Annotated in this window: 20 protein-coding genes; 9 read left to right on the forward strand and 11 right to left on the reverse strand. The window is 57.4% G+C overall.

The genetic code is table 11. The annotated features are described in order from the left end of the window. Positions 1–48 precede the first annotated feature (48 nt). The 5 genes from GVO84_RS16260 to dapA all read right to left on the reverse strand — a co-directional run bounded on the left by GVO84_RS16260 (position 49) and on the right by dapA (position 5,737). Complete coding sequence (locus tag GVO84_RS16260) at positions 49–1,995, reverse strand: tRNA(Met) cytidine acetyltransferase TmcA (protein ID WP_159514661.1); 1,947 nt, start codon at positions 1,993–1,995, stop codon at positions 49–51. Continuing rightward, positions 1,995–2,864, reverse strand: coding sequence for a KPN_02809 family neutral zinc metallopeptidase (gene ypfJ, locus GVO84_RS16265; protein WP_032659348.1), 870 nt, complete (start codon positions 2,862–2,864; stop codon positions 1,995–1,997). Before ypfJ ends, GVO84_RS16260 begins: the two co-directional genes overlap by 1 nt. 120 nt (positions 2,865–2,984) lie before the next feature. Beyond that, the gene (gene purC / locus GVO84_RS16270; protein WP_023332985.1) at positions 2,985–3,698 is read right to left on the reverse strand and encodes a phosphoribosylaminoimidazolesuccinocarboxamide synthase; all 714 of its coding nucleotides are present in this window, start codon (positions 3,696–3,698) and stop codon (positions 2,985–2,987) included. Between the two features lie 109 nt (positions 3,699–3,807). Beyond that, on the reverse strand, positions 3,808–4,842 hold the full coding sequence (gene bamC / locus GVO84_RS16275; RefSeq protein WP_159514662.1) for an outer membrane protein assembly factor BamC: 1,035 nt from the start codon (positions 4,840–4,842) through the stop codon (positions 3,808–3,810). 16 nt (positions 4,843–4,858) lie between these two features. Further along, positions 4,859–5,737, reverse strand: a complete 879-nt coding sequence (gene dapA / locus GVO84_RS16280) for a 4-hydroxy-tetrahydrodipicolinate synthase (protein ID WP_121425182.1) — start codon at positions 5,735–5,737, stop codon at positions 4,859–4,861. Between the two features lie 145 nt (positions 5,738–5,882). Here dapA and GVO84_RS16285 point away from each other — a divergent pair, with 145 nt between their 5' ends. Further along, positions 5,883–6,452 carry a glycine cleavage system transcriptional repressor gene (locus GVO84_RS16285; protein ID WP_029739969.1) on the forward strand — a complete coding sequence of 190 codons (570 nt, stop codon included), beginning with the start codon at positions 5,883–5,885 and terminating at the stop codon, positions 6,450–6,452. Then, positions 6,452–6,922, forward strand: a complete 471-nt coding sequence (gene bcp, locus GVO84_RS16290) for a thioredoxin-dependent thiol peroxidase (RefSeq protein WP_014171119.1) — start codon at positions 6,452–6,454, stop codon at positions 6,920–6,922. The genes GVO84_RS16285 and bcp overlap by 1 nt, the downstream gene beginning before the upstream one ends. 138 nt (positions 6,923–7,060) lie before the next feature. Here the strand turns inward: bcp and GVO84_RS16295 are convergent, their stop codons facing one another. Further along, entirely contained in the window at positions 7,061–8,125 is a 1,065-nt protein-coding gene (locus GVO84_RS16295) for an AI-2E family transporter (protein WP_061714661.1), read from the reverse strand. Between the two features lie 221 nt (positions 8,126–8,346). Here GVO84_RS16295 and bepA point away from each other — a divergent pair, with 221 nt between their 5' ends. Further along, entirely contained in the window at positions 8,347–9,810 is a 1,464-nt protein-coding gene (gene bepA / locus GVO84_RS16300; protein WP_029739967.1) for a beta-barrel assembly-enhancing protease, read from the forward strand. Positions 9,811–9,828: 18 nt separating this feature from the next. Next, complete coding sequence (arsC, locus tag GVO84_RS16305) at positions 9,829–10,185, forward strand: arsenate reductase (glutaredoxin) (protein ID WP_159514663.1); 357 nt, start codon at positions 9,829–9,831, stop codon at positions 10,183–10,185. Here the strand turns inward: arsC and GVO84_RS16310 are convergent. Continuing rightward, positions 10,182–11,006 (reverse strand): helix-turn-helix domain-containing protein, encoded by an 825-nt coding sequence (locus GVO84_RS16310; RefSeq protein ID WP_159514664.1) that lies wholly within the window; start codon positions 11,004–11,006, stop codon positions 10,182–10,184. The two genes, arsC and GVO84_RS16310, sit on opposite strands and share 4 nt — an antisense overlap. Before the next feature lie 146 nt (positions 11,007–11,152). Between GVO84_RS16310 and celB the strand changes: the two genes are divergently transcribed. The 3 genes from celB to GVO84_RS16325 are packed head-to-tail and all read left to right on the forward strand — an operon-like array spanning position 11,153 to position 14,850. Then, positions 11,153–12,472: a PTS cellobiose transporter subunit IIC gene (celB, locus tag GVO84_RS16315; protein WP_159514665.1), complete on the forward strand. Its 1,320-nt coding sequence runs from the start codon at positions 11,153–11,155 to the stop codon at positions 12,470–12,472. Positions 12,473–12,475: 3 nt separating this feature from the next. Then, entirely contained in the window at positions 12,476–13,432 is a 957-nt protein-coding gene (locus GVO84_RS16320; protein ID WP_159514666.1) for a N(4)-(beta-N-acetylglucosaminyl)-L-asparaginase, read from the forward strand. Continuing rightward, a complete protein-coding gene (locus GVO84_RS16325) occupies positions 13,432–14,850 on the forward strand; it encodes a leucyl aminopeptidase family protein (RefSeq protein ID WP_159515657.1) in 1,419 nt (472 codons plus the stop codon). Before GVO84_RS16320 ends, GVO84_RS16325 begins: the two co-directional genes overlap by 1 nt. A gap of 86 nt (positions 14,851–14,936) precedes the next feature. On the opposite strand, the gene GVO84_RS16330 is transcribed toward GVO84_RS16325, so the two are convergent. From GVO84_RS16330 to GVO84_RS16345, 4 genes are all read right to left on the reverse strand, one after another. Continuing rightward, positions 14,937–15,638: a DnaA inactivator Hda gene (locus tag GVO84_RS16330; protein WP_211438414.1), complete on the reverse strand. Its 702-nt coding sequence runs from the start codon at positions 15,636–15,638 to the stop codon at positions 14,937–14,939. 96 nt (positions 15,639–15,734) lie between these two features. Continuing rightward, positions 15,735–17,024, reverse strand: a complete 1,290-nt coding sequence (uraA, locus tag GVO84_RS16335) for a uracil permease (RefSeq protein WP_047173904.1) — start codon at positions 17,022–17,024, stop codon at positions 15,735–15,737. Positions 17,025–17,107: 83 nt separating this feature from the next. After that, positions 17,108–17,734, reverse strand: a complete 627-nt coding sequence (gene upp / locus GVO84_RS16340; protein ID WP_023308769.1) for a uracil phosphoribosyltransferase — start codon at positions 17,732–17,734, stop codon at positions 17,108–17,110. Between the two features lie 215 nt (positions 17,735–17,949). After that, entirely contained in the window at positions 17,950–19,380 is a 1,431-nt protein-coding gene (locus GVO84_RS16345) for a 6-phospho-beta-glucosidase (RefSeq protein ID WP_159514667.1), read from the reverse strand. Between the two features lie 266 nt (positions 19,381–19,646). Here GVO84_RS16345 and purM point away from each other — a divergent pair, with 266 nt between their 5' ends. Next, a complete protein-coding gene (gene purM, locus GVO84_RS16350; RefSeq protein ID WP_159514668.1) occupies positions 19,647–20,684 on the forward strand; it encodes a phosphoribosylformylglycinamidine cyclo-ligase in 1,038 nt (345 codons plus the stop codon). Continuing rightward, on the forward strand, positions 20,681–21,322 hold the full coding sequence (gene purN / locus GVO84_RS16355; protein WP_023332998.1) for a phosphoribosylglycinamide formyltransferase: 642 nt from the start codon (positions 20,681–20,683) through the stop codon (positions 21,320–21,322). Before purM ends, purN begins: the two co-directional genes overlap by 4 nt. The last annotated feature ends 121 nt before the right edge of the window (positions 21,323–21,443 follow it).

Genomic DNA, 21,443 nt, shown 5'->3' on the forward strand with positions numbered 1-21,443 from the left:
GATTCTACGCCTCGCGACGTGAATGACCATGCCACTTTACTGAAGAAGTCATTGAAAAAATTGCCATTGCAAAATATCTTCTTTCAGCTGCTGGCTGCGCGGATAGTCAAGACGTTCAATCGCTTGCGCGGTTTCACTGCGCAACGTTGCCAGCAACGCTTTTCGCCCGACGTTTTCCGTTTTCCCTGCCATTTTCCCACGCAGGGCCGGAAGCGGCATGTCCACGGTTAACAACAGCCGCGTCAGTGCGGCAACCGAGGTTGAAAACGCCCGATGCGCGAAAGCAAACCCCGCCAGCTCCAGCCAGTCGTCATTATTAAGGGTAGCTTCCCAGCCATCCTCCACGGGGATCTTTTCACCGTTCCAGGCCGATAACACCCGCGCATCGCGCTTCAGGCGCTGCTGCGCCTGCTCGCACAGCTGACGCCCTGCCTGACTCTGCGGCAGCAAGGCCATCGCGGTGTAGCAGCCGCTGCTGGCTTCACGATGGCTGCCCATCCGCACCAGCACAAACCCGCACTGCTGCCAGAAACGCCACAGCTCATCGGTATAACCAAAGCTCACCGACAGATAATCTTCGCCGCTGGCGCTGCGAACAAGCGCCTTGCCAATCCCTTCCCGCTGACGGTGAGGATGTACGGCAATGCGGGTCACCCGTCGTCCTCTGAGCGTCGCCGCCAGCGGAGAGCCGCCGTGCGCCGCCAGAGACTGCGCCACCAGGTTACCGCGCGGACGCCGGTACCCTGCCCACACGGCGCGGCTAAGCTCAGGGGATAGCCCGCCCTCCTCTACCAGCCAGAGCGCCCCGGCGATATCCGGATTCGTTTCGGCAACGGCAAACCGCTGCCCGGGCGCGTCCATCATGCGGCGTAAATCGAGCGGTGAGGTGCGATAATGCGCCGCACAGAGGAGCTCGTATACGCTCGCTGCAAGCGCCGGACGGCGTTCCCAGGCCTCCGGGGTCAGGGAGATTAAACGCACCTCTCCTTCCGGGCGGCGGTCGATCAGCGTATCGTCAAACAGCAGCGCGCTGGCGACAACCCGCTCAAGCGGGCAGCCCGCCGCCCAGCGCACCGGTGTCGATAAACTGTAGCGCTGCAGCCCGGCAAACCGACCGCAGAATTTAAGCAAGAATCCCCGGCCCGTCCCTTCATATCCCTGCACCGTGGTGGTCAACAGCACGCGAGGGAAACGGACAGCTAACTTTTCCAGCAGCGGGCCGGGGATCGCAGCGGCTTCATCGACAATCAGCCAGTCAGCCCGGTGTGAAGAGGCAAGCAGCGCGTCCGGGGCCATAAAATGAAAACGCTCTCCGGCAAAGCGGGCGATGATATCCGTCGCCCCCTTCGACGGCGCGGTGACCACGGCGCTGCCCGCAATGCGGTTCAGCAGCATGCCCGCCAGGGCTGATTTTCCGCGCCCGCGCGCGGCGGTGACTGCCACGATGCCCTCCGCCATCCCCTGCAGCACATCCAGGATCTCAGCCTGCTCGCGCTGCGGTGCGCCGCTGGCAGGCTGCCAGTCAGGCGCGTCGGGTAAAGGCGGAAGGGATAACGCGCGGCCCTGATGCCAGACAATCGCGTCGGGGTCGGCGGCAATCGTCCGGCAGAAATGGTGTACAAAATGCGGAGTGGCTATCGCTTCGGCGCCGTCGCTCCAGCGCAGTGAATCGCTGTCTGGCAACTCGGCCCACGCGTCGAGCGGCGGAACCCGCAGCACCAGAAGGCTTCCGGCGCTCAGCGTTCCGCTCAGGGCGGCAAACGCGGCGACATCAAACCCGGCGCTGGCGTCAAAAACGGCATGCCGGAACTCGCGTCCCAGCAGGCCGCTGATGGCTTTTGAAGGATGTTCGTCAAGCCTTACCCAGTCTCCGGGTAAGGCGTCACGCAGGGCGACCGCCTGGCTTAACGTCCACTGCGCCTCGCCGCTGAGCACCACCAGCCGACGATGGCCGGTGCGCTCAAGCTCGCCTGTCAGCTGTTCAAACTCCAGCATTACATCGCTTTGCCGAAGGTATTACACTGCGCCGGATCGCCGCTGTCGAAGCCGCGTTTAAACCAGCTATAGCGCTGCTGTGAGGTACCGTGAGTGAAGCTGTCCGGCACGACGCGCCCCTGGCTCTGCTGCTGAAGACGGTCGTCACCGATAGCCTGAGCGGCATTTAACGCCTCCTCAAGATCGCCGGATTCCAGCACGCCCTGCTGCTGCATGCTGTGGCCCCAGACGCCCGCGAAGCAGTCTGCCTGCAGCTCCATTTTAACGGAAAGGCGGTTCACTTCCGCCTGAGACGCATTTTGCTGAAGCTGGCGCACTTTTGGCTCAATCCCCAGCAGCTTTTGCACGTGATGGCCGACTTCATGCGCGATCACGTAGCCTTGGGCAAAATCACCGTCAGCGCCAAGCTTGCGTTTCATGTCATCGTAAAAAGAGAGATCGATATAGACGGTGCCGTCTGCCGGACAGTAGAACGGCCCCATCACAGATTGCCCGGTACCGCATCCGGTGCGGGTTGCCCCCCGGTACATCACCAGCTTCGGCTGCTGGTAGGTACGCCCCATCTTCTCGAACAGCTGACCCCAGGTGTCTTCTGTTGTGGCGAGAATAACGGAGGTAAATTTGGCCGCTTCATCTTCATTCGGGCTGATGGAGCGCTGAGAATGCTCCTGCTGCTGCAGCGGCTGACCGGTCATCAACCCGGTGAGGTCAACGCCGTAGTAGCCCGCGACTAAAACCACAATCAGCAGGATGATGCCGCCCTTGCCGCTGGGTAACCGGAAGCCTGGCCCACCCATTGAAGGACCGCCGCCACCATCACTGCGTCTGTCTTCTACATTGTCACTTTCACGACGCCCTTGCCAGCGCATAACCACCTCGAACTATTCCATTTATAATAGCTATGATCGTAGGCGGTTAACGGCAAGATTACCATAGGAAACAAGGGTAAGACGCCAAAGGATGGGAACATCCTTTGGCAAGTGAGGGAGTTAGTCGAGCTTAACGCCTAAACGGTGAGCAACCGCTTCGTACGCTTCAATCAGGCCACCCAGGCTCTGACGGAAACGGTCTTTGTCCATTTTATCCAGGGTTTCTTTATCCCACAGGCGGCTACCGTCCGGTGAGAACTCATCGCCCAGCACCACTTCGCCTTTGAACAGACCAAACTCCAGCTTGAAATCGACGAGGATCAGGCCCGCGTCATCAAACAGCTTTTTCAGCACGTCGTTGGCTTTATAGGTCAGCTCCTGCATACGCGCCAGGTTCTCTTTGCTCACCCAGCCGAAGGTTTCGCAGTAGGATTCGTTGACCATCGGGTCGTGCATGGCATCGTTTTTCAGGAATAGGTCGAACAGCGGTGGATTCAGTTCGATACCTTCTTCAATGCCGAGACGCTTCACCAGGGAGCCCGCCGCACGGTTACGAATAACGCACTCAACCGGAACCATATCCAGTTTTTTCACCAGACATTCCGTATCGGACAGCAACGCTTCCATCTGGGTCGGGATACCCGCTTCGGCCAGTTTGGTCATAATGAAGTGGTTGAACTTGTTGTTCACCATGCCTTTACGATCGAACTGCTCAATGCGTGCGCCATCCCCTGCTGACGTATCATTGCGGAACTCGAGCACCAACAGATCCGGGTTTTCCGTGCTGTATACGGTCTTCGCTTTGCCACGATACAACTCAGCTTGCTTCTGCATCTTCATTACTCCTGGTGTGATGATTTGTGTTCAAAACTGGGGATATTATGCCACGCACACGTTTGCGTGGCACTAAAATAAAAAGGGCTGGATTCACCAGCCCTCGTATTTATTTGCTGAATGCTGCCTGGAAGACAGCGACCAGCGCATCGTTCTGCGACTGGGTCAGCGTGTGACCTTTCGGATCGATAAACTGCAGACTGCTGCGGTTATCAAGGTCGCCTACCTGAATCTTGTAGTCACCGGAGGCAAGCTGAGGATCTTTCGCGCCCAGTTCCTGCCATGCGCTGTCGGAGAGCGGCTTATACGTTGCCGTCATGCTGCCGGTTGAACGCGTGCTGTCGGTCACTTTCATGCCCACTTTTTCCAGCGTCGCTGGCAGACGCTGCCAGGTCTGGTTAAACGGTGCACGAACCACCAGCATTGGCAGGCCGGTATCATCCGCGCCGCTTTGCACATCAAAGGACGCGCCGCTGCGGCTCTGCGCGGCGTTGGCGGCATCGGTAGCGGTTTTATCCAGACCTGCGGCAATCACGTTCAGCATTTCGGTGCTGTAACGCTGTAGGGACGAGGCATCCGCAACCGGTTTGCCCGCCTGCTCCAGGTTCAACAGCTTAACGTTAACCGCCTGCTGGTAACCCTGTGGTTTTACGGAGACTTGATAGCGACCGCGGTACTGCTGATCTTCATCCAGACGGTTCCATTCGATCCAGTCGGTGGTTAACGTCTGGCTGGCGTCATCGCGTTTATCGATGGTGTAGTTCTTCGACTGAATGACGCTGACAACCTGCGGCCACAGGGTGCTACCGCGCGCGCTCTCAACCATCAGAGACGCCGTATCACCGGTGAACTGGGTACGCGCCCCGTTGACCAGCGCCAGAGGCTGTGCTGGTGGACGAATATCAAGCGCTTTACCGACCAGGCCGCTGCCGTTGGTCACGGGAATATTATAATCGCCGTTCTGAATCGGCAGGATCATACCAGCCGGTGCGTGAAGTTCAGCAAGCGGGGTCGCATCCAGATAGGATTCATCACCGCTCACCTGGCGCTTGTAGCGCGAATCTGAACTACAGGCAGCGAGCAGCATAACAAGCGAAACACTCGCAACCTTCGCCAGGCGCGACTTCTGTACTGAATAAGCCATCAAATCTCCCTAAACTCTACAGCAAACCGGCATGCTTCAGCGCCGCCCTGACGATGTCACGACCGTGGTCGGTAATCGGTGTCATTGGCAGACGCAGCGTGTCGGATGCTACAAGTCCCAACTCCTTACATGCCCATTTCACTGGGATCGGATTGGGTTCGACAAATAATTTATTGTGCAGCGGCATCAGACGCTGGTTAATGACACGCGCTTCATCAAAGTGACCGGCTGCGGCCAGTTTGCACATTTCTGCCATATCGCGCGCCGCAACGTTTGTCGTTACGGAGATCACGCCATGGCCACCGAGCTGCATAAAGTCCAGCGCGGTCGCATCATCACCGCTCAACAGGATAAAGTCGTCTGAAACCAGCTCTTTGATCTGATGAACGCGGCTTAAGTTCCCTGTCGCCTCTTTAATACCGATAATATTTTTTACTTCCGAGAGACGACCAACGGTTTCCGGCAGCATATCGCAACCGGTACGGGACGGCACATTATACAGAATTTGTGGCAAGTCAGTATGTTCAGCGATGGCTTTGAAGTGCTGGAACAAACCTTCCTGAGTAGGACGGTTGTAATAAGGGGTCACCGTCAGACAGCCAACGATGCCGCTGTCGTTAAAACGTTTGGTCAGGCTGATAGCTTCTGCGGTTGCATTCGCCCCTGTCCCCGCGATGACCGGAATACGTCCGTCAGCCAGTTCCAGGGTCAGCATCACCACATCGCCGTGCTCGTCGTGGCTCAGCGTTGCGGATTCACCGGTAGTCCCTACCGAAACGATCGCCGAGGTTCCGTTGGCGACATGGTAATCAATGAGCTTCTTCATGCTTGACCGGCAGACATTACCTTTTTCATCCATCGGTGTAACAAGCGCGACAATACTTCCCGTGAACATGAGCCATCCTCTGTGCGAACAAGAGCCTCAATGTTACGTTTGGAACTGTAATAAAAGCAAGCGACCTGAGGCTCTCAGGCGGTTGTATGCATGTTTTTTTTATGCTTTCCTTAGGAAGACTTAACCATGCAAAGGAAGAACAGGTTTGACAACCTCATCACAACATTACCTGGTTATCACTGCGCTGGGTGCCGACAGGCCGGGTATCGTGAACACCATCACCCGCCACGTAAGCAGCTGCGGCTGTAATATCGAAGACAGCCGTCTGGCCATGCTTGGCGAAGAGTTCACATTTATTATGTTGCTTTCCGGGACATGGAATGCCATTACGTTGATTGAATCGACCCTGCCACTGAAGGGGGCCGAACTGGATTTGCTGATTGTCATGAAGCGCACCACCGCGCGTCCGCGTCCGGCATTGCCTTCTACCGTCTGGGTGCAGGTTGAAGTACCTGATTCTCCACATCTGATTGAGCGTTTCACGGCGCTGTTTGACAGTCATCAGATGAATATTGCCGAACTGGTTTCCCGTACGCAGACAAGCGATGACCAGGGTCTTCCAGTGCTGTTTATTCAAATTACCGCGCACAGCCCTGCCTCGCAGGATGCGTCAAATATCGAGCAAGCGTTCAAAGCCCTCTGTACAGAATTAAACGCGCAGGGCAGTATAAGCGTCGTCAATTATTCGCAGCACGAACAGGATGGAGTTGAGTAATGAACCCACTGAAAGCCGGTGACATCGCACCGAAATTTAGCTTACCGGATCAAGACGGCGAGCAAGTAAATTTGACCGACTTCCAGGGACAGCGTGTTCTGGTCTATTTCTACCCGAAAGCCATGACCCCCGGCTGCACCGTACAGGCCTGCGGCTTACGCGACAACATGGACGAGTTGAAAAAAGTCGGCGTGGAAGTGCTGGGTATCAGCACGGATAAACCAGAAAAGCTGTCGCGATTTGCTGAAAAAGAGCTGCTGAACTTCACGCTGCTTTCTGATGAAGACCATCAGGTGTGCGAGCAGTTCGGCGTCTGGGGCGAGAAGACGTTTATGGGTAAAACCTACGACGGCATTCACCGCATCAGCTTCCTGATTGACGCTGACGGTAAAGTTGAACATGTGTTTGACGACTTCAAAACCAGCAACCACCACGACGTGGTGTTGAACTGGCTGAAACAAAGTGCCTGAAAGTGAGTGTCGGGTGGCGGCTTCGCCTTACCCGACCTACAAGATAAATGCAAAACGGCAACCTGGTTGCCGTTTTTAGTGTTTTCCCCCTCTCCCCGTGGGAGAGGGTCGCGGTGAGGGCATCAGCCCGCACAAAACCTATTTCTCTTCCACCGCAGGAACATCCGGCCACGCGTGGACCACGGCTTTAATCAGCGTCGCCAGCGGAATCGCAAAGAACACGCCCCAGAATCCCCACAGCCCGCCGAAAATCACCACGGACAAGATAATCACCAGCGGATGCAGGTTCACCGCTTCGGAGAACAGCACCGGTACCAGCAGGTTACCGTCCAGCCCCTGAATAATCAGGTACACCGCGAAGCAGCTCCAGAACTCTGTCCCCAGCCCAAACTGGAACAGCGCGACCCCAACAACCGGAATGGTCACCACAAACGCGCCGATGTACGGAATCAGGACCGACAGCCCCACCAGTACCGCCAGCAGCAGCGAGTAGTTCAGGCCGAAAATCAGGAAGCCAATCCAGGTGGCGACCCCCACGACAATCATCTCCAGCACCTTGCCGCGAATGTAGTTGGTGATCTGCTGGTTCATCTCTTCCCAGACCTGCCCAGCCAGCCCGCGGTTGCGCGGCAGAATACGGCGCACGGCGTTGAGCATCTGGTCTTTATCTTTCACCAGGAAGAAGACCATCAGCGGCACGAGGACAAGGTAAACCGCCAGCGTCAGCAGCCCGACCAGCGAGGCCAGGGAGTACTTCACCACCGAATCGCCCATCGTCATGATGCGAGCGCGCATATTTTCGGCCATCGCGTCGATAATCCCGGCATCCATCAGGGCCGGGTAACGGCGCGGCAGCGTGGCGGCAAAATCAGAAAGCTTGTTCAGCATGCCGGGCATATCGCGGATAAGGTAGATCCCCTGCTGCCAGGCCACGGGCATCACCACAAAGGCCATTAACAGCAGGATGCCGACAAACAGCACCAGGACGATGCTGGTCGCCCAGCGTCGGGAACAGCCGATGTGTTCCAGGCGCACCGTTGGCCACTCCAGCAGGTACGCCAGCACGATCGCCACCAGCAGGGGCGCGAGCAGGCCGCTGAAGAAGAACAGAATACCGAACCCGGCAACCAGAATAACCAACAAAGCAATGGCTTCCGGGTCGCTGAACCGACGCCGGTACCACTGCATTAACATTTCGAGCATACAACCCTTCCCTGAATCGAATGGCGGGAGTGAGACGGTGAATTGTATCTAACTGTCACAAAAAAGACTTTCGCTTTTTGTATCCCGATCGCAATCCGCAAAAGCCTGATGAATGGGATTTTCTTCATGCGGTAACACGGCTACACTCGCAGGGCAGCAGAGATGAACGATAAGCCGGTTCATCGGTCAAATTAGCACATCCAACATACAGGACAGTGGTTATGTTCAGGCAGTTGAGAAAAACACTGGTTGCAACACTGATTGCCGCGGTGACGGTCGGTCAGGTGTTACCCGCTTTTGCTGACTCGTCCGATTCATTGCCGGACATGGGCACCACAGCAGGAAGCACGCTCTCTATTGGGCAAGAGATGCAAATGGGGGATTACTATGTTCGCCAGCTGCGCGGCAGCGCCCCGCTGATTAACGACCCTTTGCTGGTACAGTACATTAACGGGCTGGGGATGCGTCTGGTTTCGCACGCCGACTCGGTGAAAACGCCCTTCCATTTCTATTTAATCAATAATGACGAAATCAACGCCTTCGCCTTCTTTGGCGGTAACGTGGTGCTGCATTCGGCGTTATTCCGTTACTCTGACAACGAAAGCCAGCTGGCCTCGGTGATGGCGCACGAAATTTCGCACGTCACCCAGCGCCACCTGGCGCGTGCCATGGAAGATCAGAAACGTAACGCCCCCCTCACCTGGGTGGGCGCGCTGGGCTCTATTCTGCTGGCGATGGCCAGCCCGCAGGCCGGGATGGCAGCCCTGACCGGTACGCTGGCGGGAACGCGCCAGGGGATGATCAGCTTTACCCAGCAAAACGAACAGGAAGCAGACCGCATCGGGATTCAGGTGCTGCAGCGCTCGGGCTTTGACCCGCAGGCCATGCCGAGCTTCCTCGAAAAACTGCTCGATCAGGCGCGTTACTCTTCCCGTCCGCCGGAAATCCTGCTGACGCACCCGTTACCTGAAAGCCGTCTGTCGGACGCGCGTAACCGTGCCAACCAGATGCGTCCGGTCGTGGTCCAGTCTTCACAGGATTTCTACATGGCGAAGGTGAGAACCCTGGGGATGTACAATTCCGGGCGTAACCAGCTCACCAGCGACCTGCTGGATTCCCTGGCGAAAGGCAACGTGCGTGAGAAAAATGCCGCGCAGTATGGTCAGGCGCTCCAGGCGATGGAAGCCAGCAAATACGACGAAGCGCGTAAAGCGCTGCAGCCGCTTCTCGCGGCCGATCCGAACAACCCGTGGTACCTCGATCTGTCGACGGATATCGATCTGGGGCAGAAGAAAACGGCCGATGCGATCAACCGTCTGAAAGGGGCGAAAGACGTCCGTACCAACCCGGTGCTGCAGCTTAACCTGGCGAACGCTTACTTACAGGGCGGTCAGCCTGGCGAAGCGGCGACCATTCTGAACCGCTACACCTTTAATAATAAAGACGATCAAAACGGCTGGGATCTGCTCGCTCAGGCGGAAGCCCAGCTTGGCAACCGCGATCAGGAGCTGGCGGCGCGTGCCGAAGGTTTTGCCCTGGTGGGCCGTCTCGATCAGGCGATTTCCACGCTCAGCAGCGCCAGCTCGCAGGTCAAACTCGGCAGCCTCCAGCAGGCCCGTTACGACGCGCGTATCGATCAGCTGCGCGCCCTGCAGCAGCGCTTTAAGCCTTACGAGAAGATGTAATAAAGGAGAATTCACGTCATGACCGACGCCGTAAAAATCTATCACAACCCTCGCTGCTCCAAGAGCCGCGATACCCTGAGCCTGCTAAAGTCTAACGGCGTTGAGCCGGAGGTGGTGCTGTACCTTGACACCCCACCCGATGCGCAAACCCTCCGCCAGCTGCTGCACATGCTGGGAATGGGCAGTGCAAGAGAGCTGATGCGCCAGAAAGAAGATCTGTATAAGTCGCTTAGCCTGGATGACAGCAGCCTCACCGAGGCTGAGCTGATCCAGGCGATGGTTGAAAATCCAAAGCTGATTGAGCGCCCGATTGTGGTGGCGAACGGCCAGGCGCGCATTGGACGTCCGCCGGAAGACGTGCTCGAGATCCTCTAGTCCTTATGCCGCAGCGCTTCCAGAAAGGCCTGCGGCGTACTCTCTCCCAGCTTTTTCTGCGTTTTTCCCCGATTGTAAAATTCGCACAGCTGGATCAACAGCTCGCCTGCCGGTTCACTGTTCAGGCGTGGGATGATTTCACATAGCGGCAGAGCAACCTGAACGGCGCGGTACTGCTGCGGATGCACCGTTACGGTGGCATTGCGCTCCTTTAGCTTCACCTCTAAACCAAAAGTCTCAACAGATTGAATATCCGCCGGACAGGCTTCCAGCGCGTCGTTCGCCCAGTGTGCCAGCAGCGGCGGAGAAATGCCCGCGTACAGCCGGGCGTAGCACCAGCCGCTCACGGGTTCACGCGCCCAGAGCAGATGCTGTTCCCCGCCATCGTCCATATGCAGAGACAGAGGCTGATGATGTAACAGGAGTTTTTGCGGCACGATGCCTGCCTTCAGCGCCTTTTTCCCCTGCAACGTCGCGCCCTTCTGCTTTACCGAAGCCGGTTTGAGGTAGCGGTTCAGGGTCGCGCGGGAGACGGCGATCCCGAGTCCGTTATTGACCATCTGCAGCAGTTCATCCAGCGGGGCACCCGTGATATCCCGCAGGGAATTGACCAGCGCAACCTGCTCCTGTCTCAATGCTTTGTGTATCATTTTTGGCGTCGTATGGTTATCCGAAACCTGCTCGCGGTTGCGCCAGCGCCTGACGGTAGTGACCGAAATACCCAGCTCCGTGGCCAGCTCTCTGTCGCTTTTATTTGACTGCTGAAGATAGCGACGGATGCGCGGTGTGGTGGTGGCATTAGCATGCAGTTTAATTTCCATCGCAGGATCCTCAGAACCAATCTTATGAGATTTATACTACGTCAGCGATTGCTTTGTGACCGATTTCACCTTTCGCTCGCCACGCTTCACTGATAATCCCCAGACATAACACAAACAACACCCCTCAATCTTGTACGGAGTTCACAATGAACAATGTTCTGGGATTTCTCGAAGCAAAACTGATGCCGCTGGCGGCCAAAACGGCCCAGCAGCGTCATCTCGGGGCCATTCGCGGCGCCTACGTCTCCTTCATGCCGTTTATCATCGTCGGCTCTATTCTGCTGGTGATCTCGTCGTTCCCGAATCAAGCCTATCAGCAGTTTATGTCTCAGGCCTTTGGTGAGAGCTGGAGCGCCATTATCGAAATCCCGTTCAACGCGGTGTTCTCCACCATGTCGCTGTTCATCAGCTTCCTGGTCGCCTTCCGCCTCGCGGAACACTACGGTGAGGATCGCATCTCCTGCGGCATCCTGGCGCTGGTCGCCTTTCTCATCCTGACGCCCTTTATCAAAGTGGCGGAAAACGGCGGCATTACCGTCATTCCGGTGGAGTGGATTGGCAGCAAAGGGCTGTTCGTGGCGATGATTGGTTCCCTGCTGTGGACGGAGCTGTTCTGCTGGCTGAAGCGCAAAAAACTGGTGATAAAAATGCCGGACGGCGTGCCTCCGGCGGTGCAGGAGTCGTTCGCCGCGCTGATCCCGGCCCTGCTGGTGATGATTCTGGTGCTGGGTATCCGCATCGTGTTTGAAAACACCCACTACAACACCATCCACCAGTTTATTTACGAAGTGGTTGCCACGCCGGTGCGCCACTACGGCACCTCCTACTTTGGCGCGCTGATGACGGTGTTCAGCATCACCATTCTGTGGTCCGTGGGCATTAACTCCGGCTCGATGATTAACGGCATCATTCGCCCGCTGTGGATGGAGAACCAGACCGACAACATCGCCGCGATTCAGGAAGGCACGACGCCGCCGCACATTATCACCGAACAGTTTTTTGACATGATCTGGATGGGCGGCGCGGGGGCCACGCTGTCGCTGGTGATTGCGATGCTGATTTTCGCCCGCAGCAAAAACATGCGTGAAGTGGCGCGCCTCGGCGCCGGGGCGTCGGTGTTTAACATCAACGAACCGATCCTGTTTGGCCTGCCGGTGATCATGAACCCGATCATGCTTATCCCGTTCAACCTGGTGCCGCTGGTGCTGGTCACCGTGCAGTATGCGGCGATGAAGATTGGCGCGGTTGCCGTCACCACCGGGGTGTTTATTCCCTGGACGCTGCCGCCGGTGATCAGCGGTTTTATCGTCACCGGGCACCTGAGCGGCAGCGTGATGCAGCTTATTAACGTGCTGATTGGCGCCATGCTGTACCTGCCTTTCATGCGTATAGTGGACAAACAGTACCGCGCGGCGGAAATGGCCACCGTTACGCAAACCGACACCACCCTTGCAAAACAGGAGTAAAGCATGTGGGGAATTATCGCGACCTGGAGAATGGCGCTTGAAGGCGTTACGGAGTCTGCGTCCGCGCTGGCTGCGGGGAAACCGGTCTCCGCTGCGGTGGTGGATGCCGTCGCCGCCGTCGAAGACTTTCCGTTTTATAAATCCGTCGGCTACGGCGGACTGCCCACCGAAAATGGCGAGGTGGAGCTGGACGCCGCCTACATGGACGGCGATACGCTGGCGTTTGGTGCCGTGGGCAACCTGGTGGATATCGCCAACCCGGTGCGCGTGGCGCATGCGTTAAGCCGCCAGCGCTACAACAGCCTGCTGGTCGGCCAGGGCGCGCGGGAATGGGCGCTGAGCCAGGGCTTTGCCGACAAAACCATGATCACTGACCGCGCGATGCAGCACTACCGCAAGCGCTGCCGCGAAACGCTGGATAAAGGTTTAAGCCCTTACGATGGACATGACACCGTCGGCATTATCGGCCTCGATAAGCAGGGCTCGATGAGCGTCGCCACCTCCACCAGCGGCCTGTTCATGAAAAAGCGCGGTCGACTCGGGGATTCACCCATTATTGGCTCCGGCTTTTACTGTGACAGCGAAACCGGCGCCGCCACCGCCACGGGCGTCGGTGAAGATCTGATGAAAGGCTGCACCAGCTACGAAATCGTCCGCCGCATGGCGCAGGGTATGACCCCGCAGCAGGCGGCGGATTCGGTGGTATTCGAACTGGAGGACAAGCTGATGTCGCGCTTTGGCCGCGTGGGCGATCTCTCCGTGGTGTGCATGAACAACAGGGGTGAATTTGGTGCCGCCACCAACATCAAAACCTTCTCGTTCGTGGTAGCGACGGCTCGCCAGCCCCTCACCGTTTTTCGTACCGAACGCCTGCGGGAGAAAACGCATTATCACGCGGTAGACAATGCGTGGATGCAGGCCTATGCCGCGCGGATCCGCGCGCCGATTGAGGAGTCATGATGATTACGTATCAGTTTATTACAACGCTTTCTGACGCGGCTCCGCAAAGCCATTTGATTGCCTCCACCTCCTGTACGCATTTGCCCGAAACGGCGCTGGTCGCGGAAATGCGCGAGTCTGACGGCATCGCGGATGCCCGCTTTGGCTGCGCCCCGTTTGCCCGGATCACCCTGCTGCCCGATGCGCTCTGGCAGGATAGCCTGACCGAAGGATTACTGGCGGCGCTGCGCCCGCTGCTGGCCTCGCCCGTCAGCCCCGAGCTGATACTGGACGTTACTAATATCGACGATGTGGTCCTGGCGCAGGTGCTGCGTTTTCTCTTTAATCAGGCGCACAGGCTAAGCGATTTGCAGTTGAAGAAAACCAGTGACAGCGTTCGTCTTGAGCGCATCACCGCGCTCTGTTTACCCGAACAGCAGGACCGACTGGCGGTTATTTTCCGCCAGCAGCAGGCCATCGCCTGCGGCATGGTCGCGGCGCGACGTCTGGCGGATATCCCGTCCGACCGCTGCACGCCGCAGTTTGTGGTGGAAGAGGCGCAAAAACTGTGTGCCGCCTTCCCCGCCCTGCGGTGTGAAGCACTGGATGAAAAGCAGATCGTTGAGCAGGGTCTGGGGCTGCTGCACGCCGTCGGCAAAGGGGCGACCTGTCCCCCACGTCTGCTGGCGATTCATTATGACGGTGCCAGCGACGGCCCGGTGCGCTGCTATGTGGGTAAAGGCATTACCTTCGATACCGGCGGCCTGTGGCTGAAGGAAGGCGCGGGCATGTACACCATGAAATACGACATGTGCGGCGCGGCTAACGTGCTGGGCCTGATGCTGACCGTCGCAGAGCTGGGGCTTCCCGTTCGCATCATGGGCGTGCTGGCGCTGGCAGAAAACACCATCGGCCCTGACGCTATGCAGCCCGGCACGGTAGCAACGGCCTGCAACGGGACCACCGTTGAAATCAACAACACCGATGCCGAAGGCCGACTGGTGCTGGCGGACGCCATCGCCTGGGCCAGCCAGCGCCATCCGCAGGCGCGCTATATTATTGATATGGCGACCTTAACCGGTGCGGTCGTGAAGGCGCTGGGGTATGAGCTGAGCGGGCTGATGACACAGGATGAACCGCTGCGCGCGGCGCTAACGCTGGCGGGTAAGCAGAGCGGCGATGAAGTGTGGTCCCTGCCGCTGGATGCGCGGCTGAAAAAGCAGACCGACAGCGCGATTGCCGATCTGTGCAACACGCCGACCAACAATGCGGCGATCAGCGCCTCGGCGGCGTGGCTGCTGCATCACTTCTGCCCGACAACCATTCCGTGGGCCCATCTGGACATTAGCGGTACGGCGCTGTGGCGAGAAAACGGACGTAGCGTGGCGTCGGGAAGACCGATTCCGCTTTTGGTTGAGCATCTAATGGGGGATCTTTAGCCGGGTGGCGGCTGCGCCTTACCCGGCCTACAAAGTGCGGCGGGTTTTGTAGGCCCGGTAAGCGCAGCGCCACCGGGCGAACAAACTCAAAGCTTGAGAATATCTTTCACAAACGGAATGGTCAGCTTGCGCTGGGCGGTAATCGAGGCGCGATCGAGCTGATCGAGCGTGTCAAACAGCGTGCGCATTTCACGATCCAGTCGTTTAAGCAGGAAGCGCCCCACGTCCTCCGGCAGCTCAAACCCGCGCTGCTTTGCGCGCAGCTGTAACGCCTGAAGCTTATCTTCATCCGACAGCGGCTGAAGCTTGTAGATTTGTCCCCAGTCCAGACGAGACGCCAGATCCGGCAGCCCCAGATTGAGCTGTCTCGGCGGACGATCGCCGGTGATCAGCAGCCGGGTTTTACCCGATTCCAGAATGCGGTTGTAGAGGTTAAAGATCGCCATTTCCCACGGCTCATCCCCCGCCACGCATTCGATATTATCGATGCAGACCAGCGAAAGATGTTCCATTCCCTCCAGCACCTCAGGCACGAACCAGGTACGTTTATCCAGCGGCACATAGCCTACCGCATCTCCGCGCGCCGAAAGCTCCGCGCAGGCGGCATGCAGCAGGTGGCTGCGCCCCGCGCCTTCGCGTGACCAGATATAGATGTATCCGCTGTGATCCTGGCGCAGCACGTTTTGCAGTGCAGCCAGTAAAGAGGGGTTATCACCCGGCCAGAAACTCGCGAAAGTTTCGTCGTCAGGGAGATAGAGTGGCAGAGAGAGCTGTGCCGGTCCGTTCAGAAATACCTCAACCAGAGATCCTACGTAAAATCGGAATGGAGTTTAACACGGAACCTGCAAGGAGAGAACCGGGCGATCCCTCGCCCGTTAATACGATCAGTGTGACGCTTTTTCGCTATCGTCCGCGTCCAGAATTTCTTCTTCCGGTCGGATAACCGAGATCAGCTTGAAGATCAGGCTCAGGCCCACGCCGACGATGGTCGCCAGCGCCATGCCCTTCAGCTCCGCTGCACCAATGTGCACCTTCGCGCCGCTCACGCCGATAATCAGGATCACCGAGGTCAGGATCAGGTTTTGCGCTTTGCTGTAATCCACTTTGGATTCAATCAGCACGCGAATACCGGAGGCACCGATCACGCCGTACAGCAGCAGAGAAACGCCGCCCATCACCGGTACAGGAATGATCTGAATCGCTGCCGCCAGCTTGCCGACGCAGGAGAGCAGAATAGCGATGATCGCCGCGCCGCCGATAACCCAGGTACTGTAGACGCGGGTAATCGCCATCACGCCGATGTTCTCGCCGTAGGTGGTGTTTGGCGTAGAGCCGAAGAAACCGGAGATGATGGTGGAGAAACCGTTCGCAAACATGGAGCGGTGCAGGCCCGGGTCGCGGATTAAATCGCGCTTAACGATGTTCGCCGTCACCACCAGATGGCCGACGTGCTCCGCAATCACCACCAGCGCCGCAGGCAGAATGGTGAAGATCGCAAACCATTCGAAGCGTGGCGTATAGAAGGTTGGCAGGGCGAACCAGTGCGCCTCGGCAATCGGAGTAGTATCCACCACGCCCATCGCGAAGGAGAGCGCATAGCCCGCCAGCACGCCGATCAGGATCGGGATAATCGCCATAAAGCCGCGGAACAGCACGGAGCCAAACACCGTCACGCCCAGCGTTACCAGCGAGATGATAATGGTTTTGGAATCCGGTGACTGGCCGTCAGCAGGCAGCAGACCGGCCATATTCGCCGCGACGCCCGCCAGTTCAAGACCGATGACGGCAACGATTGCGCCCATCGCCGCAGGGGGGAACATCACGTCCAGCCAGCCGGTACCGGCTTTCTTCACAATGAAGGACACCACGCAGAACAGGACACCGCACATGATAAAGCCGCCCAACGCGACTTCATAACCCAGCGGCAGCAGCAGTAACACCGGCGAGATAAAGGCGAAGCTCGACCCGAGATACGCCGGGATTTTGCCTTTACAGATAAAGAGGTAAAGCAGCGTACCAATGCCGTTGAACAGCAGCACGGTAGCCGGGTTAATGTGGAACAGGATTGGCACCAGCACGGTTGCGCCAAACATGGCGAACAGGTGCTGCAAACTAAGCGGGATAGTCTGTAAAAGCGGCGGTCTTTCACTCACCCCGATAGCACGGCGCGTCATAGTGTTTTCCTCTGTGTAGTATTGTTGGTGTTTTATTCAAAAAAAAGCCGACTATCAAAGTCGGCTTATTTATCGTTATTCGATTATTTCGTCCCAAAGATCTTATCGCCGGCATCGCCGAGCCCCGGGATGATGTACCCGTGCTCGTTCAGGCCCTGGTCGATAGAGGCGGTGTACAGCTCAACGTCCGGGTGCGCTTTTTCCAGCGCCGCGATCCCTTCCGGAGCGGCAACCAGTACCAGCACCTTAATGCTGTTACAGCCCGCGTTTTTCAGCAGGTCGATGGTGGCGATCATTGAGCCACCGGTCGCGAGCATTGGGTCAACCACCAGCGCCATGCGCTCGTCGATGTTAGACACCAGCTTCTGGAAGTAAGGAACCGGCTCAAGGGTTTCTTCGTTACGGTAGATCCCGACCACGCTGATACGCGCGCTTGGCACGTGCTCCAGCACGCCTTCCATCATGCCGAGACCGGCACGCAGGATTGGCACCACGGTAATTTTCTTACCTTTGATCTGCTCAACCTGCACCGGGCCGTTCCAGCCTTCGATGGTGACTTTTTCTGTTTCCAGATCAGAGGTCGCTTCGTAAGTCAGCAGGCTGCCGACTTCAGATGCCAGTTCGCGAAAACGCTTCGTGCTGATGTCATGCTCACGCATCAGGCCCAACTTGTGTTTAACGAGTGGGTGTTTCACTTCCACAATCTTCATTCTCTTTCTCCTCTGAGGTGGCGTCCGCAAAAAAATCGCGGGATTATACCGCTTTTTTCGGATTAGGCCATACCCATGTTGCTTGACAGGGATCAAGCAAAGACAAAAAACCGGAGGCTGGGCTCCGGCTTGGGTGCGGGGTTCTGCCGGGTGGCGCTAACGCTTACCCGGCCTACACGTCCCGTAGGCCCGGTAAGCGCAGCGCCACCGGGCAATTATAGCTGCTCGCCGTTGCTCGCAATCACCTGCTTATACCAGTCGAACGACTTTTTCTTACTGCGGTTCAGCGTGCCGTTCCCTTCGTTATCTTTATCGACAAAGATAAAGCCGTAGCGTTTTTTCATTTCGCCCGTACCGGCAGACACCAGGTCGATACAGCCCCACGGCGTATAGCCCATCAGGTCAACGCCGTCTTCCACCACCGCTTTTTTCATCTCGCGAATGTGGGCGGCCAGGTAGTCAATGCGGTACTGGTCGTTCACCGTGCCGTCGCTCTCCTGCACGTCGATCGCGCCAAAGCCGTTCTCAACGATAAACAGCGGCAGCTGGTAGTGATCCCAGAACCAGTTGAGGGAGTAGCGAAGCCCCACCGGGTCAATCTGCCAGCCCCAGTCGGATTTTTGCACGTAAGGGTTAGAGACCAGGCTCTTGCTTTCGTCGTAGTCCAGCTGCGGGTTATCCGCCGTCGCCTTGGTGGCGAAGGACATATAGTAGCTGAACCCGATGTAGTCTACGCAGCCCTGCGTCAGCGCCGCTTTATCTTCTTCGGTAATATCCAGCGCGAAGCCGCGACGTTCGAAGTAATTGAGCAGATGCTGCGGGTATCTGCCGCGCACGTGCACGTCGGTGAACCAGTAGCGGCGGTGCATGGCGTTCATCGCCATCATCATATCGTCCGGCGCGCAGGTCAGCGGATAGATAGGACACATGGCAATCATGCAGCCAATCTGCAGCGACGGGTTAATCTCCCGCCCCGCCTTCACCGCCAGGGCGCTGGCCACCAACTCATAGTGCGCCGCCTGGAACATCACCGGCTCACGGTCTTCACCCGGCGCGTACTTCAGCCCCGAGTTCGTGAACGGGGCAAAGTCTTCGTGGAAGTTGGCCTGGTTGTTGATCTCGTTGAAGGTCATCCAGTACTTCACCTTATGCTGGTAGCGCTGGAAAACCACTTTTGCGAAACGAACGAAGAAGTCGATCAGCTTACGGTTGCGCCAGCCGCCGTATTCCGTGACCAGGTGGAAAGGCATTTCAAAGTGCGACAGGGTGATAACCGGTTCGATGCCGTGCTTCAGACACTCGTCGAACAGATCGTCATAGAATTTCAGGCCAGCCTCGTTAGGCTCAAGCTCGTCCCCTTTCGGGAAGATCCGCGTCCAGGCAATAGAAGTGCGGAAGCATTTAAACCCCATCTCGGCAAAGAGTTTGATGTCTTCTTTATAGCGGTGGTAGAAATCGATGGCTTCGTGGTTAGGGTAATTTTTCCCTTCCAGCACGCCGTTGGTGATTTCACGCGGCACGCCGTGCGCGCCCGCGGTCATCACATCGGCCACGCTTACGCCCTTGCCGCCCTCTTTCCAGCCGCCTTCCAGCTGATGCGCCGCAACGGCTCCGCCCCACAGAAAATCTGCTTTAAATCCTGACATTCGCTTTCCCTCATTCTGCGTTATTTTCTGCAAAAACAATTACAGAAACCGGTTTCAGTTCGATGATGTGCAAAGGGAATAACCGTTGCAAGCAGTTCTCAGAAACCGGTTTCATTTTCGTGAACAGAGTCAAGTTTGGCTGCATTACCGGGGTACACAGAAAAAAAGATCCCCACGTCCAGAATAGGCTCGCAAACGTTTGCCTGGACTGTTAGAATTGCGCCGATTTTTCTTACTAGCTATGCAATCGCGTGGGGATTTAAGCCGTGACCAACAAAACTTCTCTCAGCTACAAAGATGCCGGTGTTGATATTGACGCAGGTAATGCGCTGGTTGACCGAATCAAAGGTGTGGTGAAAAAAACCCGCCGCCCGGAAGTGATGGGTGGTCTGGGTGGCTTCGGCGCACTGTGCGCGCTGCCGCAAAAATATCGTGAACCTGTTCTGGTCTCGGGTACTGACGGTGTAGGCACTAAACTGCGCCTGGCGATGGATTTAAAGCGTCACGACACGATCGGTATCGATCTGGTCGCGATGTGCGTGAATGACCTGGTGGTTCAGGGCGCAGAGCCGCTGTTCTTCCTCGATTACTACGCGACCGGCAAACTGGACGTGGATACCGCTGCCAGCGTGATTAGCGGTATCGCCGAAGGCTGCCTGCAGTCCGGCTGTGCGCTGGTCGGTGGTGAAACCGCGGAAATGCCGGGCATGTATCACGGCGAAGATTATGACGTCGCGGGCTTCTGCGTCGGCGTAGTAGAAAAATCAGAAATTATCGACGGCAGCAAAGTGGCCGATGGCGATGTGCTGATCGCACTGGCCTCCAGCGGCCCGCACTCCAACGGCTACTCCCTGGTGCGTAAAATTCTCGAAGTGAGCGGCTGCGACCCGCTGACGACCGAGCTTGACGGTAAACCGCTGGCTGACCATCTGCTGGCGCCGACCCGCATCTACGTGAAAAACGTGCTTGAGCTTATCGAGAACGTCGACGTTCACGCTATCGCTCACCTGACCGGCGGCGGCTTCTGGGAAAACATCCCGCGCGTCCTGCCGGATAACACCCAGGCGGTGATCGACGAATCCTCATGGCAGTGGCCGGCCGTCTTCAACTGGCTGCAGTCCGCAGGCAACGTGAGCTCTCACGAAATGTACCGCACCTTTAACTGCGGCGTGGGCATGGTTATCGCCCTGCCGGCAAGCGAAGCGGATAAAGCGGTTAAGCTGCTGACTGAAAAAGGTGAAAACGCGTGGAAAATCGGTACGATTAAAGCTTCCGATTCCGAACAGCGTGTGGTCATTGAATGAAAAACATCGTGGTGCTCATTTCCGGCAACGGAAGCAATTTGCAGGCCATCATAGACGCCTGCAAACAGAAGAAAATCAATGGCACCATTCGGGCAGTTTTCAGCAACAAGGCCGACGCGTTCGGCCTTGAGCGCGCGCGGGAAGCGAACATTCCTGCGCACGCGCTGGAAGCCAGCCAGTTCGCCGGGCGTGAAGCCTTTGACCGCGAGCTGGTGCATGAGATTGACGCCTACGCACCGGACGTGGTCGTGCTGGCGGGCTATATGCGTATTCTGAGCCCGGCCTTCGTCGAACACTTCGCCGGACGTTTGCTGAATATTCACCCTTCCCTGCTGCCGAAATATCCCGGCCTGCACACCCATCGTCAGGTTCTGGAAAACGGCGATGAAGAGCACGGCACCTCCGTGCATTTCGTTACCGACGAGCTGGACGGCGGTCCGGTGATCCTGCAGGCCAAAGTCCCGGTCTTTGACGGCGACAGCGAAGACGACGTGACCGAACGCGTGCAGACCCAGGAACACGCCATTTACCCGCTGGTGGTCAGTTGGTTTGTCGACGGGCGTCTCGAGATGCGCGATGGCGCAGCCTGGCTGGACGGCGTGAAGTTACCCCCGCAGGGTCATGCGGCGGAAGAGTAGTTTGCTATGTCGGGTGGCGCTGCTGCGCTTACCCGACCTGTACATTGCATTACCCGATATCCCCTTCTCCAACCTTCTAAAATCCCCAATAAAAAAAATAACTGTCATACTTTTCTGGCAC

It is taken from the genome of Enterobacter sp. SM3, assembly GCF_009811935.2.
In the GTDB taxonomy this organism is placed as follows: domain Bacteria; phylum Pseudomonadota; class Gammaproteobacteria; order Enterobacterales; family Enterobacteriaceae; genus Enterobacter; species Enterobacter asburiae_D.

Bases quoted from the DNA above. Each gene is read 5' to 3' on its own strand.
- GVO84_RS16260 (WP_159514661.1), bottom strand. From the start codon at position 1,995: ATGCTGGAGTTTGAACAGCTGACAGGCGAGCTTGAGCGCACCGGCCAT.
- ypfJ (WP_032659348.1), bottom strand. From the start codon at position 2,864: ATGCGCTGGCAAGGGCGTCGTGAAAGTGACAATGTAGAAGACAGACGC.
- purC (WP_023332985.1), bottom strand. From the start codon at position 3,698: ATGCAGAAGCAAGCTGAGTTGTATCGTGGCAAAGCGAAGACCGTATAC.
- bamC (WP_159514662.1), bottom strand. From the start codon at position 4,842: ATGGCTTATTCAGTACAGAAGTCGCGCCTGGCGAAGGTTGCGAGTGTT.
- dapA (WP_121425182.1), bottom strand. From the start codon at position 5,737: ATGTTCACGGGAAGTATTGTCGCGCTTGTTACACCGATGGATGAAAAA.
- bcp (WP_014171119.1), top strand. From the start codon at position 6,452: ATGAACCCACTGAAAGCCGGTGACATCGCACCGAAATTTAGCTTACCG.
- GVO84_RS16295 (WP_061714661.1), bottom strand. From the start codon at position 8,125: ATGCTCGAAATGTTAATGCAGTGGTACCGGCGTCGGTTCAGCGACCCG.
- bepA (WP_029739967.1), top strand. From the start codon at position 8,347: ATGTTCAGGCAGTTGAGAAAAACACTGGTTGCAACACTGATTGCCGCG.
- arsC (WP_159514663.1), top strand. From the start codon at position 9,829: ATGACCGACGCCGTAAAAATCTATCACAACCCTCGCTGCTCCAAGAGC.
- GVO84_RS16310 (WP_159514664.1), bottom strand. From the start codon at position 11,006: ATGGAAATTAAACTGCATGCTAATGCCACCACCACACCGCGCATCCGT.
- celB (WP_159514665.1), top strand. From the start codon at position 11,153: ATGAACAATGTTCTGGGATTTCTCGAAGCAAAACTGATGCCGCTGGCG.
- GVO84_RS16320 (WP_159514666.1), top strand. From the start codon at position 12,476: ATGTGGGGAATTATCGCGACCTGGAGAATGGCGCTTGAAGGCGTTACG.
- GVO84_RS16325 (WP_159515657.1), top strand. From the start codon at position 13,432: ATGATTACGTATCAGTTTATTACAACGCTTTCTGACGCGGCTCCGCAA.
- uraA (WP_047173904.1), bottom strand. From the start codon at position 17,024: ATGACGCGCCGTGCTATCGGGGTGAGTGAAAGACCGCCGCTTTTACAG.
- upp (WP_023308769.1), bottom strand. From the start codon at position 17,734: ATGAAGATTGTGGAAGTGAAACACCCACTCGTTAAACACAAGTTGGGC.
- GVO84_RS16345 (WP_159514667.1), bottom strand. From the start codon at position 19,380: ATGTCAGGATTTAAAGCAGATTTTCTGTGGGGCGGAGCCGTTGCGGCG.
- purN (WP_023332998.1), top strand. From the start codon at position 20,681: ATGAAAAACATCGTGGTGCTCATTTCCGGCAACGGAAGCAATTTGCAG.